General features: G+C 63.7%; 13 protein-coding genes. 4 read left to right on the top strand and 9 right to left on the bottom strand.

Translation table 11 applies throughout. From position 1 onward, the window contains the following. Positions 1-43: 43 nt before the first annotated feature. The 5 genes from ABZO33_RS08620 to radA form a co-directional block, all read right to left on the bottom strand. Complete coding sequence (locus tag ABZO33_RS08620; RefSeq protein WP_414535718.1) at positions 44-661, bottom strand: heme acquisition protein HasA; 618 nt, start codon at positions 659-661, stop codon at positions 44-46. 82 nt (positions 662-743) lie between these two features. Beyond that, a complete protein-coding gene (locus ABZO33_RS08615; protein ID WP_414536326.1) occupies positions 744-3,413 on the bottom strand; it encodes a TonB-dependent hemoglobin/transferrin/lactoferrin family receptor in 2,670 nt (889 codons plus the stop codon). A gap of 195 nt (positions 3,414-3,608) precedes the next feature. Then, positions 3,609-4,601, bottom strand: coding sequence for a FecR family protein (locus ABZO33_RS08610; protein WP_414535717.1), 993 nt, complete (start codon positions 4,599-4,601; stop codon positions 3,609-3,611). Positions 4,602-4,669: 68 nt separating this feature from the next. Beyond that, positions 4,670-5,173, bottom strand: coding sequence for an RNA polymerase sigma factor (locus ABZO33_RS08605; RefSeq protein WP_414535716.1), 504 nt, complete (start codon positions 5,171-5,173; stop codon positions 4,670-4,672). Between the two features lie 72 nt (positions 5,174-5,245). After that, positions 5,246-6,613 carry a DNA repair protein RadA gene (gene radA / locus ABZO33_RS08600; RefSeq protein ID WP_046857208.1) on the bottom strand — a complete coding sequence of 456 codons (1,368 nt, stop codon included), beginning with the start codon at positions 6,611-6,613 and terminating at the stop codon, positions 5,246-5,248. A 178-nt stretch (positions 6,614-6,791) separates the two neighbouring features. Here radA and mscL point away from each other — a divergent pair, with 178 nt between their 5' ends. Next, the gene (mscL, locus tag ABZO33_RS08595; protein ID WP_277461073.1) at positions 6,792-7,205 is read left to right on the top strand and encodes a large-conductance mechanosensitive channel protein MscL; all 414 of its coding nucleotides are present in this window, start codon (positions 6,792-6,794) and stop codon (positions 7,203-7,205) included. A 68-nt stretch (positions 7,206-7,273) separates the two neighbouring features. On the opposite strand, the gene ABZO33_RS08590 is transcribed toward mscL, so the two are convergent. Beyond that, positions 7,274-8,050 carry a ferredoxin--NADP reductase gene (locus ABZO33_RS08590; protein WP_414535715.1) on the bottom strand — a complete coding sequence of 259 codons (777 nt, stop codon included), beginning with the start codon at positions 8,048-8,050 and terminating at the stop codon, positions 7,274-7,276. A 216-nt stretch (positions 8,051-8,266) separates the two neighbouring features. Here ABZO33_RS08590 and ABZO33_RS08585 point away from each other — a divergent pair, with 216 nt between their 5' ends. Both ABZO33_RS08585 and ABZO33_RS08580 read left to right on the top strand, forming a co-directional pair. Continuing rightward, on the top strand, positions 8,267-8,971 hold the full coding sequence (locus ABZO33_RS08585; protein ID WP_414535714.1) for an autoinducer binding domain-containing protein: 705 nt from the start codon (positions 8,267-8,269) through the stop codon (positions 8,969-8,971). Between the two features lie 98 nt (positions 8,972-9,069). Beyond that, positions 9,070-10,194: a methyltransferase gene (locus ABZO33_RS08580; RefSeq protein WP_414535713.1), complete on the top strand. Its 1,125-nt coding sequence runs from the start codon at positions 9,070-9,072 to the stop codon at positions 10,192-10,194. Between the two features lie 55 nt (positions 10,195-10,249). Here the strand turns inward: ABZO33_RS08580 and ABZO33_RS08575 are convergent, their stop codons facing one another. The 3 genes from ABZO33_RS08575 to ABZO33_RS08565 are packed head-to-tail and all read right to left on the bottom strand — an operon-like array spanning position 10,250 to position 12,848. Next, on the bottom strand, positions 10,250-10,390 hold the full coding sequence (locus ABZO33_RS08575) for a DUF2474 domain-containing protein (RefSeq protein WP_414536325.1): 141 nt from the start codon (positions 10,388-10,390) through the stop codon (positions 10,250-10,252). Between the two features lie 12 nt (positions 10,391-10,402). Next, complete coding sequence (gene cydB / locus ABZO33_RS08570) at positions 10,403-11,410, bottom strand: cytochrome d ubiquinol oxidase subunit II (protein ID WP_414535712.1); 1,008 nt, start codon at positions 11,408-11,410, stop codon at positions 10,403-10,405. Position 11,411: 1 nt separating this feature from the next. Next, a complete protein-coding gene (locus ABZO33_RS08565; protein WP_414535711.1) occupies positions 11,412-12,848 on the bottom strand; it encodes a cytochrome ubiquinol oxidase subunit I in 1,437 nt (478 codons plus the stop codon). 343 nt (positions 12,849-13,191) lie between these two features. Here ABZO33_RS08565 and ABZO33_RS08560 point away from each other — a divergent pair, with 343 nt between their 5' ends. After that, positions 13,192-14,412 carry an MFS transporter gene (locus ABZO33_RS08560; RefSeq protein ID WP_414535710.1) on the top strand — a complete coding sequence of 407 codons (1,221 nt, stop codon included), beginning with the start codon at positions 13,192-13,194 and terminating at the stop codon, positions 14,410-14,412. The last annotated feature ends 214 nt before the right edge of the window (positions 14,413-14,626 follow it).

The raw sequence follows: 14,626 nt of genomic DNA, 5'->3' as shown, positions 1-14,626 counted from the left end.
CGAATGGCAGGGTGACCTTCCATTCGCTTTTTCATGCCTGCGCTCAGGCCGCCAGGGCCAGGTCCTCAGGCAGCGCCTGCACGCCGACCGCTTCGGCGGAGGCCGCGTGAGCGGGGCCGGCGGCCAGGGCCGCGCCGATTTCGGCGAAGGTGCTGTTGGTGGACACGCCATAACCGGCCAGCAGGTTGTCGAGCACACCTTCCAGGGCCGAGGTGTTGCCCTGCATCAGGCCGTAGATCACGCCCTGCACTTCGTTGCCGGCACGGCCGGCGCCCTGGGCGGCATCCAGGTCCAGGCCGTTGAAGCTGACCACGTAGTTGCTCAGGCTGAAGTCGCTGCCGCTGCCGCCGCCGAGCACTTCACCCAGGGAAACGTTGTCCAGCGAACCCCACAGGTAGTGATTGAGGTTGTCGCCCGGTGCCTTCGACGGGTCGAACACGTAGTGCAGGCCGTTGGCGCTGTCGCTGTCGGCAATGAAGGCGTAGTCCGAGCTGTTGCGACCGTGGGTGGCGTACTGGTCGCCATCGAAGGTGCCGTTGCTGAAGCCGCCGGTGTTGCTGTAGCCGTGGCCGGCGGTGACGAACCCGGCACTCCAGAAGGCCAGGTAGTCGTCGACGGTCGAGGTGGCGAAGGCAGCGTCGTAGTTAACGGAAAGGGTCATGACGGTTCCTCGTTGTTGCACAGTGATGACGAAGGCGTGTTCCGTGCCTTCGCGTCGCCCGGAATGGGCAAACCCGGTTGGTTCAGAAACGGTACTCGAGCATGCCGCTCAAGGTGCGGCCGCGAGCCAGCGACAAGTTGTTGCCATCGCCCATGGCCACGAAGTAGGCCTCATCGGTGGCATTTTCCAGGGAAAGCGCCAGGTTCAGGCTGGGCGTCATCCAGTAGCTGGCGTACAGGTCATAGACTGTGTACTGGGGCCACTGCGCCTGATCGATCTGGTTGTAGGTATGGCTCTTGAGGTTTTCGCCATTGCCTTCGCTGTAGCGCACACGCATGCCTACATCCAGGGTGCGCTCGAGCAGGCGCATGCCCAGGGTCAGCGCGCCGCGGTCTGCAGGCATATAGGAGGCGTTGCCCATGATGTCGCCGCAACTGACGATGCTGTTGGTGTCTGCGGCGCCCTCGGCGCGTGATACCCGCACCGGCAGCATGATGATGCGGCTGCCCACACGGACCGGGCGCATGACGGTGCCGGCACTGACCAGCCGCTGTGCGCCGCCCATGTAGAACTGGTTGGAGCAGAACTCGTTGCTGCCGATCATGTGGGTGTAGCTGAGCTGGCCGTAGTAGGCGCCGGCGTCATAATCCAGGCTGTATTCCACGCCGCGAAAGCGCGTGGTCTCCAGGTTGTTCTGGTAGGCCGAGCGACCCAGGGCGATACCCGCCACGCTGCTGCCGGGCAGTGAGACGTTGGTGTCGAGGAACGAGAAATTGTCGATGCGCGTATCGAAGTACGCGACCTTGGCGCCGAAGCGGTCGCCGTCGCGCAGCAACGACTCCTTGAAGATGTTCACCCCCAACTCCCAGTTGTGCGACTCCTCGGCCTTGAGGAAGGGATTGGGGTAGACCATCTCGGCACTGCCGCCGGCATGCGGACGGCCGCTCATGAACACTTCGGTGACTGCCGGCGGGCGCCAGCCTCGGCCCCAGCGCGTGTACACCTGCAGCCAATCCAGCCCAGGCTTGACGGCAATGCCGAAGGTTGGCGAGAAGCGCCCTTCCTCGGTCTGCTCGTCGAAGATCATGTGGGTCTGCTGGCGCGACAGGCTGACTTCGGTGACCCCCTCGGGGTACATCCAGGTGGTGACACCGGTCTTGCCGCTCAGGCGGTAGCGGTCATAACGCAACCCGGCATCCAGGTTGAGCCAGTCGTCATGCTCGTAGGTGAGATTGCCGAACAGGCTGGCCATGATCCGCTTACCCTTGGGATTGGCACCTTGCACATAGGGCAGCGATTCCACTTCGTTCTGGGCCGCGACACGGTCCGTGCTGGGGCGAAAGCTGTCCTGGAACAGCTCGGTGCCATAGTTGAAGCTCAAGGTGTCGACTTGCCCGAAATGCCAGCGCGAGGTGTTCTGCACTTGCAGGCCCCAGGTGTCGGTCTGGAAGCGGTCGGTGTAGGCCTCGACACGGTTGCCGGTACCTGCACTGGACATATTGTCGGCGTTCCAGCGGTCCTGGCGGGTGGTTACGTAATAAAGCTTGGCCTTGAAATCGATCAGGTCGTTGTCGGGTGAGAAGCTGTAGTCGAATGCAGCGTTCTTCGCATTGATGTCATTGGTCCCGGTGACCCGGTAGTAATAGCGGTTGCTGTTACTGTCGTTGTAGGTCCAGGCATCCTTGCTGTCGGCATCGGTCTCGAAGTAGCTGAACTGAAGACGCTGATGTTCAGGCAGGTTGATGCCGAACTTGAACAGCTGGGAGCGGGTGATGCTGTCCATCGCCCCGACTTCACCGTGCAACCAGCTCTTCCAGGCCTCACGATTCTCCAGCTTGCCGCGGATCTGCGTGCCCAGATTGTCGGCATTCTGCGTGCCGCTGCGGTAGTCGCCGAAGTGCCGCTCGCTGTAGCCGACGAGGATGTCACCTATTTCGTTGCCGGCAGCAAACAGCCCGCTGCCGTTGAAGTACGTGCCATTGCCCAGCTCACCGATTCCATGGCCGGCGCGCAGGCGACCGCCTATTTCCTTGCCTTCGCCAAGCAGGTCATGGGCCTCGACGGTATTGAAACTGGCGATGCCACCGATTACCCCGGCGCCCCCCATGCCGGCAGAGGTGCCCTTGTCGATTTCCACGCCCTGGATGAACTCCGGGTCGATGAACATCGTGCCGTTGCGTTGCTGGTGGCCGTTGACGCTGAAGTTCTGGCGCATGCCATCGATGTTCATGTTGACTCGGCCATAGTCCTGCACGCCGCGGATGTTCACCGACAACCCGGGGTCGCGCTGGTTGACCGCCGTGTACACCCCTGCGGTCTGCTCGAGCAGGTCGGCAGCGTGGCGCGGCGGGCGCTTGTCGATCTGCTCGCGGGTGATCACGCTGACCGAGCGGGGCGTCTGGTAGACCCAGTCACCGTCGCGCGCCGATTCGATGTGGGTGGCGCCCAGTTCCATGACCTGGCCACCCTCCGCCAGGCGCTCCAGGCCCACTTGGCCCGGAGCACTGAAGCGATAGCGTACGGGCATGCCGCGCAGCAACCGGTGCAGCCCCTCTTCGATGCTGTAGCTCCCATGCAGCCCCTCGCTTTGCAAGCCGGCCAGGGTTCGGCTGTCGAAGAACACCTGCACACCGGACTGCTCGGCGTAGGCCAGCACGGCGCTGTCGAGCGACTGGGCAGGGATGTCGAACTGAATGACGGTGTGCTTGGCACTGCTGGCGGCGGTGGCGGCCTGCACCATGCCGATCCCCATCGGCAGGGTGCAGGTGCCCAGGGCCAGGCTGCCGGCAAGGGCGATGCGGCTCAGAGGCCAGAGGGATCGAGTTGATTGCGTGCTCACTGCGCGTCTCGTCTGTTGGCGTTTTCTAGTAATGAAAATCAATCTCAACAGTCAGACGAGCCACGCGGGGAAACTCAGTAACGCCAGATGAAAGTTTTTTCGAGAATCTCAGTAGATCACGGTCAAGCCCGGTAACTGCAGGCGCTTGGCCTTCAGCTCGCGGGTAAGGGTATCGGCGGCGGCGGCCAGGTTGTCGAGGCGGAACACCCCGCTCACTTCCCGCTGCGCCAGCGTGCCATCGATCACCATCAGGCGGCCATCGCGATAACGGTTCAGGCGCTCGACCACCTCGGCCAGGGGCTGGCGCTCGAACACCAGCACACCCCGCTGCCAGTCGGTGGCCCGGTGCAGATCGCGGCCAGTCCATGGCCGGATACCCTGGGCCTGGTCGTAGCGCAGTGCCTGCCCCTCCTGCAGGACCTGATGGGCGGCACCCTGGGCCGGCGCCGTTTGCAGCCGCACATCGACACTGTGCTCGAGCATGCCCACCCAGCCGCCATCACCCGCCTTGCCCACCACGAATCGGGTGCCCAGTGCCTGGCTGGTGGCACCTGCGTATTCGACCACGAAGGGCCGCGGCTCATCCGCGCTGACCGGCGCCGCACTGAACACCACCTCCCCCGCCAACAGGCGCACCCGACGCTGCCGACCATCGAAGTCGAGCTGCACGGCACTGCCGCTGTCCAGGTCGACCTGGCTACCATCGGGCAGGCTTACGCGGCGTACTTCGCCAGGGGCGGTGGCGTAGTCGGCACGCCAGTCGAGCAGTACCCGAGGGCCTTGTTCGACGCCCAGAATTGCCAGCAGCAGCAACGCACTGCTGGCCACCGCCCAGCGCAGCCGCGTCGGCCGACGCCGGCCACGCGGACGCTCGGCCCGGGCCACTGGCGCCCGGTGCGGCGTTGTCGGTGCCAGACTCGTCACCTGCCCGAGATCGGCCCAGGTCGCCTGGGCGAAGGCATAGGCCCGCGCGTGGCGCGGATCGCTGCCGCACCATTGCGCCAACGCCAGCTGCTGCGCCGGGCTCAGGGGGCCGCCCCCCTCCAGCACCACCCACTCGGCGGCCTGCTCGCGGATGGCTTGCTCGTTCTGGCTGCTCACACGGTTCTCTCGCGATCTGGTTATGTCTGGGCTGACGTCTGAAGCGGCATTAGTCAGTAAACCGTTGGTCATTCGGCTTCCTGCAGGCACTGCATCACATAGGCCAGGGCCTTGGCCAGATGCTTTTGCACCGAGCTGTCGGAGATCCCCAGTTGCCGGGCAACCTCGGCGTGGGTCAGGCCTTCCAGGCGGTTGAGGCGGAAGATCTCCCGGGTGCGCTCGGGCAACTCGCCGAGGATCGTCTGCAGGCGACGCAGGTGCTGCTCGCGCACGGCTTGCTCCTCGAGCCCCGGGCCATCCTCGACGAGCGCCTCGAAAGCCTCATGGGGCACCGTGTCGGTCTTGCGCCTTTGCTGCTGACGCACATGATCGATCATCAGGTTGTGCGCGGTGCGATAGAGGTACGCCTGGGCGTTGTCGATCGTCTCGGTACGCTGCTGCTCGGCCAGGCGCAGGAAACTGTCCTGCACAAGGTCAGCGGCCAGCTGGGGGTCGCGCACCTTGCGCGAGAGCAGGCCTTGAAGGTTTTTCGCGTGCTTGAGAAACAGCCGCTTGAGGTCTAACTCCGCCACACGCGCTCCATGAGGTGGTCGCAAGGTGGCGGTATGCTACTCGTTATTGAGAATCACTTACAAGAAAATGACCTACTCGAACAGTGCATCCAGCGCTTGTTCCAGACGGGTCACGGCAATCACCTGCAACCCGGCGGGAGCCTCTTTCGGCGCGTTGCCCTTGGGCACGATGGCACGCTTGAAGCCATGTTTTGCCGCTTCCTTCAGACGCTCCTGGCCACTGGGCACCGGGCGCACCTCGCCCGACAGGCCGATCTCGCCAAACACCAGCAGGCCATGAGCCAGCGGGCGGTTGCGCAGGCTGGACATCACCGCCGCCAGTAACGCCAGGTCGGAAGCGGTCTCGAGCACCTTCACGCCACCAACGACATTGAGGAACACGTCCTGGTCGTGGGTGGGGATGCCACCGTGTCGGTGCAGCACCGCCAGCAGCATGGCCAGGCGATTCTGATCCAGGCCCAGGGTCACCCGTCGCGGGTTGGCCAGGTGGCTGTCGTCGACCAGCGCCTGGACTTCCACCAGCATCGGCCGAGTGCCCTCCCAGGTAGCCATGACCACGCTGCCGGGCACTTCTTCCTGAGTGCGATTGAGGAAGATCGCCGACGGATTGGAGACTTCCTTGAGGCCGCGGTCGGTCATGCCGAACACGCCCAGCTCGTTGACCGCGCCAAAGCGGTTCTTCACTGCGCGCAGCAGGCGCAGGCGGCCATCGGACTCGCCCTCGAAATACAGCACGGTGTCGACCATGTGCTCGAGCACCCGAGGACCTGCCAACGAGCCTTCCTTGGTGACGTGACCGACCAGGAAGATCGCCGTGCCGCTCTGCTTGGCATAGCGCACCAGCAATGCCGTGCTCTCGCGCACCTGGGCCACGCCGCCCGGCGCCGACTGCAGTTGTTCGGTGAAGATGGTCTGGATCGAGTCGATCACCATCACCCGCGGCTTTTCCTGGCGCGCGGTGGCGATGATGGTCTCGATGCAGGTTTCGGTCATGACCTTCAGCTGGTCCTGGGGCAGGCCCAGGCGCCGTGAGCGCATGGCCACCTGCTGCTGCGACTCTTCGCCGGTGACATACAGCGCCGGCATCTGCACGGCAATGTTGCACAGGGTCTGCAGGAGGATGGTCGATTTGCCGATACCCGGATCGCCGCCGATCAGCACCACCGATCCATCCACCAGCCCGCCGCCCAGCACACGGTCGAGTTCGGTGCTGCTGGTGGTAAAGCGCGGGATCTCCTCGACGCTCACTTCGGCCAGGGTCTTGATCTGCGCCTGCTGCCCGGTCCAGCCGGTGCGCCCGCTCGGTGCCGCGGCGCCGCCGCTTTCGATCATGCTCTCGACCAGGGTGTTCCAGGCCCCGCACTCGCCACACTGCCCGGCCCACTTGGGGAAGGTCGCGCCGCACTCGGTGCAGCCATACAAACGCTTGGCCTTGGCCATGGGCTGGGTCTCCTGGAAAAAACCGCCATGATAGCCGAACACGAACGTGTCCCGGAGGCCTCGGTGGGCGACAAAACTATTCGCTCTATAAACAGTCTGTAGCTGCGAACGTCACGCATGAAGCGTTTTAGTGGCTTACACTGCGTTTACCTCTCCATTCGTAACAAAGGAATACAGCATGGGCATGCTCAGTGAATTCAAGGCCTTCGCGGTCAAGGGAAATGTCGTCGACATGGCGGTGGGTATCATCATCGGCGCGGCGTTCGGCAAGATCGTCTCTTCCTTTGTCGGCGACGTGATCATGCCCCCTATCGGCCTGCTGATCGGCGGGGTGGACTTCAGCGACCTGGCCATCACGCTCAAGGCCGCCGAAGGCGATGTGCCGGCTGTGATGCTGGCTTACGGCAAGTTCATCCAGACCATCCTCGACTTCATCATTGTCGCCTTCGCCATCTTCATGGGCGTGAAGGTGATCAACCGCCTCAAGCGCGAAGAAGCCGTGGCCCCGACCGCACCGCCGGTGCCCAGCGCCGAGGAAACCCTGCTGACCGAGATTCGCGACCTGCTCAAGGCGCAGAATCGCCAGCCCTAAAGCACAAAACGACTGGGGCCGCTTTGCGGCGGCCCCAGTGACGACGATCCAAAAGGCGCCGTTGCTCCTTACCAGTAGTTCTCCACCGCCACCTGCCCCGGCCGCTTGCTCAGGCTCAGTTGCAAGTCACGCGCCTTGAGCACCTTGCGCGTCTCGTCGATCATCTCCGGGTTGCCGCACAGCATGATCCGTGAATGCTCCGGCGACAGCGCCAACCCCGCCGCCTTTTCCAGTTCACCGTTCTCGATCAACGTGGTAATCCGCGCGTTCAACGCACCCGGATGCTGCTCTCGGGTGACCACTGGAATGAACTGCAGCTTGCCCGCGAACTCTTGTAGGTAATCGCGCTGCTCCAGCGTGGCGATTTCATCGACATACGCCAGCTCCTTCGCCTCGCGCACCGAGTACACCAGCTTGATGTTGTCGAAGCGCTCCCAGGCCTCGAAGTCCTGCAGGATCGACATGAACGGTGCGATGCCCGTACCGGTGGCCAGCAGCCACAAGTCACGGCCACCGACGAAGCGGTCAAGGGTCAGGTAGCCGAAGGCCTGACGGTCGATCAGCAGGGTGTCGCCTTCGCCAAGGCGGCTGAGCTCACTGGTGAACTCGCCCCCGGGCACCACGATGGAAAAGAAATCGAGAAACTCGTCATGGGGCGCGCTGACCATGGAATAGGCACGCCAGACGACGCTGCCATCGGCCTTGTTCACGCCCAGGCGGGCGAACTGACCGGCACGAAAGCGAAAGCCTGCATCGCGGGTGACGCGCAGGGAAAACAGGTTGGGTGTGAGGGGCTGGACGCCGAGCAGGGTCTGGCGGGTGAATTTGTCGGCGCTGGCGGTCATGACGGGCTCCACGAATCAAGTGCGCACAGTGTCGCGCAAAGCAGCAGAGATAAACACCGTCAGTTTGTAAGGTATCGCCAGGAAGCAAGCGTAATCTGCTTAAGAATGCGTGACAGCTATAGCAAAAAAACCCAGCACACCTCTAGGAGATTTCCTACACTACGAACCGGGTAACGCTGACTTTGGATCCACCGCGACGCAAAGGGAGCTTCATCGATGCCACATTGGAAGAGCGAGCAGCTCCAGCAGATGCTGGAGGAGCGCGAGCCGCAGCAGCTGTTCGGCCAAGCCGTGAGACTGGCCCAGGCACTGGACATGGAGTTCGTCGGCCTGACGCTGCACCTTCATGTCGCTGCCCGTGGCCCCCAGGTGATCCTCTACAACAATTACCCAAGCGCCTGGAATGCGCGCTACCAGGCTGAAGACTTCATCAAGATAGATCCGACAGTATCGAAATGCCACCACACGACACTGCCGCTGGTCTGGAACGACGCACTGTTCCAAGAGGTACCTCAGTTGCGAGAGGCCGCCACTGCCTACGGCATGACCCATGGCTGGAGCCAGTCGGTGCACGACCAGCAGCACAACGAAAGCCAGTTGAGCGTCTCCAGGGCCCAAGGCGTGGTCTCCCGTGACGAACTGTTCGAGAAGAGCGCCCAGGTGATGTGGCTGTGCAACACCTTGCACGCCACCCTCAGCACGCACCATCTGGCGAAGTACAGCCCACTGCCGCAATTGAGCGACCGCGAGCTTGAAGTGCTCAAGTGGTCCGCCGCCGGCAAGACCGCAGCCGACGTGGCAATGATCCTCTCGCTTTCGACCAGCACCGTGAATTTCCATATCCGCAGTGTGATCAGCAAGACCAACGCCTCCAACAAAGCCGGCGCCATCGCCATTGCCGCCCTGCGCGGTCTGCTCTGACAGCCCGTCCCCCGCCCAGGCGCAAAGCCCTGTAGAATCACCCGCCGCAAGCCCGCCGCACAGCGCGCCGGGCAGGATTCGCAGCAGAGCCCCACGTCATGCCCCTGTTCAACAGCCCCTTCGCCGACCTCGACCTGATCCGCCAGCCGGAGCAAGCCAACGACCCGCTGCTGGCGTTCGATGCCGCCGACCAGTACCTGTTGGAGCACCTGGCCGCCCAGGCGCCGGGCGCTGGTTGCAAGGTACTGGTGCTCAACGACAGCTTCGGCGCCCTGGCGACCAGCCTGGCCGGGCACCTGGACGTGACCAGCAGCGGCGACTCGCACCTGGCGCACCTGGCCCTGGAGAAAAACCTCGCGGGTAACGGCAAGGCATTCGACAGCGTGCCCTTCATCCCGGCCAGCGAGCCCTTCCAGGGCCCGTTCGACCGCGTGCTGGTGCGCGTGCCCAAGACCCTGGCCCTGCTCGAGGAACAGCTCATTCGCCTGCAGGGTCAACTGGCCCCCGGCGCCCAGGTAATCGCCGGGGCCATGATCAAGCACCTGCCCCGCGCCGCTGGCGACCTGATGGAAAAGTACATCGGCCCGGTCCAGGCTTCGCTGGCGCAGAAAAAAGCGCGCCTGTTGATTGCCACCGTCGCCGAACGCCCGGCCGCCCGCTCTCCCTACCCCAGCCACTACCGCCTGGACAGCCCGGCCCTGGAGCTGGTCAACCACGCCAACGTGTTCTGCCGCGAAGGCCTGGACATCGGCACCCGCGCCTTCCTGCCGCATCTGCCGCGTGACCTGGGCCGCGCCCGAGTCGCCGATCTTGGCTGTGGCAATGGCGTGCTGGCGATCGCCAGCGCCCTGGCCAACCCGGATGCGCATTTCACCCTGGTCGACGAGTCGTACATGGCGGTGCAGTCGGCGCGGGAGAACTGGCAAGCGGCGCTGGGCGACCGCGAGGTGACGATCAGGGCCGCCGATGGCCTGGCTGGCCAGGAGAAACAATCGCTGGACGTGGTGCTGTGCAATCCACCGTTCCACCAGCAGCAGGTGGTCGGCGACTTCCTCGCCTGGCGCATGTTCCAGCAGGCCCGCGAGGCCTTGGAAGTCGGTGGCGCGCTGTACATCGTCGGCAACCGCCACCTGGGCTATCACAGCAAGCTGGCGCGGTTGTTCCGGGGTGTCGAGCAGGTGGCGGCGACGCCGAAGTTCGTGGTGCTCAAGGCACGTAAATAAAAGCATCGCGGGGCAAGTCGCATCGATGCGACTTGCCCCGCGATGACTCAATGGCTTAGTGAGTACTCAGGCCTGCCGCACTCATGAACATGCGCATGCCATAAGCCACCACGCCAAGCGCCGCCACGCTCACCCCCCAGATCAGCACCAGCCAACCCAGGCGTTGCCACAGCGGCTTCTTCTCTTCGACGCTCATCATGATGCGCTCCTAGTGATAGCCGTCTTCATGGGTCACCTTGCCGCGGAACACGTAGTAGCTCCAGTAGGTGTAACCAAGGATGAACGGCAGGATGAACAACGTGCCCACCAGCATGAAGCCCTGGCTCTGCGGCGGCGCCGCGGCATCCCAGATGCTGATCGACGGCGGGATGATGTTCGGCCACAGGCTGATGCCCAGCCCGCTGTAACCGAGGAAGATCAGTACCAGGGTCAGCAGGAACGGGGTGTAGTGGGCGTTGCGCGCCACCGCCCGCAGCAACCCGTAGAAGGTCACCAGCACCAGGATCGGCACCGGCATGAACCAGACCAGGTTAGGCATGCTGAACCAGCGCTCGGCGATCTGCGGGTAGGCGATCGGCGTCCACAGGCTGACGATACCGATCACCACCAGCAGCACCAGCGCCAGGGGACGGGCCATGTCATGCATCTTCTGCTGCAGCGGCCCTTCGGTCTTCATGATCAACCAGGTGCAGCCCAGCAGGGTGTAGGCGACGATCAGGCCCAGGCCGGAGAACACGGTGAACGGGGTCAGCCAATCAAGGGTGCCACCGACGAACTTGCGGTCGACCACCTTGAAGCCCTCGATGAAGGCACCCAGGGCCACGCCCTGGAAGAAGGTCGCCACCAGCGAACCCCAGATGAAGGCCTTGTCCCAGATATGACGTCTGTGGGCCCTGGCCTTGAAACGGAACTCGAAGGCCACGCCACGGAAGATCAGGCCCACCAGCATCAGGATCAGCGGCAGGTACAGCGCCTCCAGCACCACCGAGTAGGCCAGCGGGAAAGCGCCGAACAGGGCCGCGCCGCCCAGCACCAGCCAGGTCTCGTTGCCGTCCCATACCGGGGCGACCGTATTCATCATCACATCGCGGTCACGCTCGTCCTGGACGAACGGGAAGAGCATGCCGATGCCCAGGTCGAAACCATCCATCACCACGTACATCATGACGCCGAAGATGATGATCACGGCCCAGATCAGCGGAAGATCGATACCCATCTCAGTTCCCCTTGCTCAGGCTGCTGGAGTCGGCCTCATGGCCTTCATCGGCGGCGGACAGCGGCCGCGCCGGTGTACGTTTCTGGCCAGGGCCACCCGGGGTGTGCTCATCGCCTTCACCGGTCTTCGGCCCTTTGCGCACCAGGCGCATCATGTAGCCCAGACCGGTGCCGAACAGGGCGAAGTAGACCACCACGAACATGACGAGGGTGAAGCCGAGCTGGGCATAACTGTGGTTGGACACCCCATCGGCGGTGCGCATCAACCCGTAGACCACCCACGGCTGGCGACCGATTTCGGTGGTGAACCAGCCAGCGAGGATGGCGATCAGCCCTGAAGGGCCCATCCACAGGGTCAGGTAGAGGAACGGCCGCGAACTGTACAAGGTGCCGCGCTTGCGCAGCCACAGGCTCCACAGGCCGACGAAGATCATCAGCATGCCCAGGCCGACCATGACTCGGAACGACCAGAACACGATGGTCGAGTTGGGTCGGTCCTCAGGCGGAAACTCCTTCATCGCCGGCACTTGCTTGTCCAGGCTATGGGTCAGGATCAGGCTGCCCAAGGCAGGGATCTCGACCTTGTAGCGCGTGGTTTCGGCCTGCATGTCGGGAATGCCGAACAGGATCAGCGGGGTAGGCTCGCCGGGCTTGTTCTCCCAGTGGCCTTCGATGGCGGCGATCTTCACCGGTTGATGCTTGAGTGTGTTCAAGCCATGGAAGTCGCCGATCACGGCCTGGATCGGCGCCACCACCAGGGCCATCCACATGGCCATCGAGAGCATCTTGCGCACCGCAGGGTTGTCACGCCCGCGCAGCAGGTGCCAGGCCGCCGAGGCGCCGACGAAGAACGCGGTGGCGACAAAGGCCGCAGTGGCCATGTGCATCAGGCGGTAGGGGAAGGACGGGTTGAAGATCACCGCGAACCAGTCCACCGGAATCACTTGGCCATTGACGATCTCGTAGCCCTGGGGCGTCTGCATCCAGCTGTTGGAGGCGAGGATCCAGAACGTCGACACCAGCGTGCCGAGCGCCACCATGCACGTGGCGAAGAAGTGCAGGCCACGCCCGACACGGTTCCAGCCGAACAGCATGACACCGAGGAAACCGGCCTCGAGGAAGAATGCCGTGAGCACCTCGTAGGTCAGCAGCGGGCCGGTGATGGACCCGGCAAAGTCGGAGAACTGGCTCCAGTTGGTGCCGAACTGATAGGCCATGACCAGGCCCGAGACCACGCCCATGCCGAAGTTGACGGCGAAGATCTTCGACCAGAAGTGGTAGAGGTCACGGTAGGTATTGTCGCCGGTCTTCAGCCAAAGGCCTTCGAGGACCGCCAGGTAGCTCGCCAGACCAATGGTGATGGCTGGGAACAGGATGTGAAAGGACACGGTAAAGGCAAACTGGATTCGGGCGAGCTCTAGGGCTTCCAATCCGAACATGGTGCTTCCTCTTCAGGTAATCCGGCGACCGGGCTCATGGCCTGTCGCCCACTGCCCCCACGGGTATCGAGTGCGGCGCGTTGGAATTGTTCTGTTCGATCGCGGGGATTCCGGCCCGAAGGCCAAGATCGTTGCATCTGGAACGATTGATCCAGATCAACGACTGAATGGAAGCATAGTCCCGAATGACCCATCCGGATGTGTGGTTGATTGCCGCGTGACCGGTTGCCTCACCCTCTTTTTTTGCGTGTGAAACGTTGATCCATACGGCTTTCAGCAACTATTTGTTACAAACAGATGTTACTCTTCAGCCCCCTCTAGTACCGAGGTCGCAGGCTCTCCGATGTCCGATTCCGCCCCGCAATTGCTGCGCCATCATCGCCCTTTCCTGGCCTTCTGGCTGGCCCGTGTGTTCACCGCCAGCGGCTTTCAGATGCTCACCGTGGCCATTGGCTGGCACCTCTACCAGCTCACCGGAAACGTGCTCGACCTGGGCCTGGTCGGGCTGGTCGAGTTCGCCCCGCGGGTGCTGTTCATGCTGCACACCGGGCACGTCGCCGACCGTTATGACCGGCGCAAGGTCGCCGCCCTGTGCCAGACCTTGCAGGCGCTGATCGCCCTGGCGCTGGCCGTGGGCAGTTTTACCGGCAACGTCAGCCGTGAGCTGATCTTCGTGCTGGCGTTCCTGCTGGGTGCCGCCCGCTCATTCGAGATGCCGGCGACCCAGGCCCTGCTGCCCAACGTGGTGCCAGCCGGGCTTTTCCCACGCGCGGTCGCAGCCTCGGCATCGGCCTCCCAGGCAGCAACCATCGTCGCACCGGCGGTGGGTGGCCTTCTCTATGCCTTCGGCAGTACCTGGGTGTATGGCCCGACCGTGGCCCTGTATGTCATCGCCTGCCTGCTCACCTTGAGCCTGGACGCCCGCCAGCAGCTCCCGCAACGCGGCCGCGCCAGCCTGGACTCGCTGCTGGCCGGGATCCGCTTCATTCGCAGTCGCCCGGATATCCTCGGCGCGATCTCGCTGGACTTGTTCGCCGTGCTGCTCGGCGGCGCCACCGCGCTGCTGCCGGTGTTCGCCAAGGACATCCTGCTGACCGGCGCCTGGGGCCTGGGCCTGTTGCGCTCGGCACCCGCCGTCGGTGCATTGCTGATGTCATTGTGGCTGGCGCGCTTCCCGGTGGAACGCAAGGTGGGCCTGACCATGTTCACCGCCGTGGGCATATTTGGCGTGGCGACCATCGCCTTCGGCCTGTCCACCTCGTTCTGGTTCTCGCTGGCGGTACTGGTGGTGCTCGGCGCGGCGGACATGATCAGCATGGTGATCCGCAGCGCTTTCGTGCAACTGGAGACGCCAGACGAGATGCGCGGCCGGGTAAGCGCGGTGAACGGGCTGTTCATCGGTGCCTCGAACCAGCTCGGCGAGTTCGAGTCGGGGGTGACCGCGCACTGGTTTGGCACAGTGCCGGCAGTGGTGCTCGGTGGCGTGGGCACACTGCTGGTGACCGGGGTATGGATGAAGCTGTTCCCGACGCTGACCCATCGCGACCGGATGCATAACGGCTGACACGCTCTTACATTCCCATTGTGGGAGCGGGCTTGCCCCGCGATCTCAACGGCGCGGACGTTTGCGCATGACCGATCCGACGAAATCGCGGGGCAAGCCCGCTCCCACGATAGGCCCCTGTCCCCCTTGCTGGTATGATGCGCGGCTTTTTTCCACCCCACACAAAACCACGGCACCCGGTACGGTCTGTGCTTTGCTGTTGGGGTCGATACAT

This window comes from Pseudomonas sp. CAM1A, assembly GCF_047501685.1.
Taxonomy (GTDB): Bacteria; Pseudomonadota; Gammaproteobacteria; order Pseudomonadales; family Pseudomonadaceae; genus Aquipseudomonas.
Note: the sequence above shows the minus strand (reverse complement) of the source record. Positions and strands in the feature narration are given on the sequence as shown.

What these genes read in the sequence shown, in the direction of transcription:
- ABZO33_RS08620 (WP_414535718.1), bottom strand. Translation starts at nt 661, where the DNA reads ATGACCCTTTCCGTTAACTACGACGCTGCCTTCGCCACCTCGACCGTC.
- ABZO33_RS08615 (WP_414536326.1), bottom strand. Translation starts at nt 3,413, where the DNA reads ATGGGGATCGGCATGGTGCAGGCCGCCACCGCCGCCAGCAGTGCCAAG.
- radA (WP_046857208.1), bottom strand. Translation starts at nt 6,613, where the DNA reads ATGGCCAAGGCCAAGCGTTTGTATGGCTGCACCGAGTGCGGCGCGACC.
- mscL (WP_277461073.1), top strand. Translation starts at nt 6,792, where the DNA reads ATGGGCATGCTCAGTGAATTCAAGGCCTTCGCGGTCAAGGGAAATGTC.
- ABZO33_RS08590 (WP_414535715.1), bottom strand. Translation starts at nt 8,050, where the DNA reads ATGACCGCCAGCGCCGACAAATTCACCCGCCAGACCCTGCTCGGCGTC.
- ABZO33_RS08585 (WP_414535714.1), top strand. Translation starts at nt 8,267, where the DNA reads ATGCCACATTGGAAGAGCGAGCAGCTCCAGCAGATGCTGGAGGAGCGC.
- ABZO33_RS08580 (WP_414535713.1), top strand. Translation starts at nt 9,070, where the DNA reads ATGCCCCTGTTCAACAGCCCCTTCGCCGACCTCGACCTGATCCGCCAG.
- ABZO33_RS08575 (WP_414536325.1), bottom strand. Translation starts at nt 10,390, where the DNA reads ATGAGCGTCGAAGAGAAGAAGCCGCTGTGGCAACGCCTGGGTTGGCTG.
- cydB (WP_414535712.1), bottom strand. Translation starts at nt 11,410, where the DNA reads ATGGGTATCGATCTTCCGCTGATCTGGGCCGTGATCATCATCTTCGGC.
- ABZO33_RS08565 (WP_414535711.1), bottom strand. Translation starts at nt 12,848, where the DNA reads ATGTTCGGATTGGAAGCCCTAGAGCTCGCCCGAATCCAGTTTGCCTTT.
- ABZO33_RS08560 (WP_414535710.1), top strand. Translation starts at nt 13,192, where the DNA reads ATGTCCGATTCCGCCCCGCAATTGCTGCGCCATCATCGCCCTTTCCTG.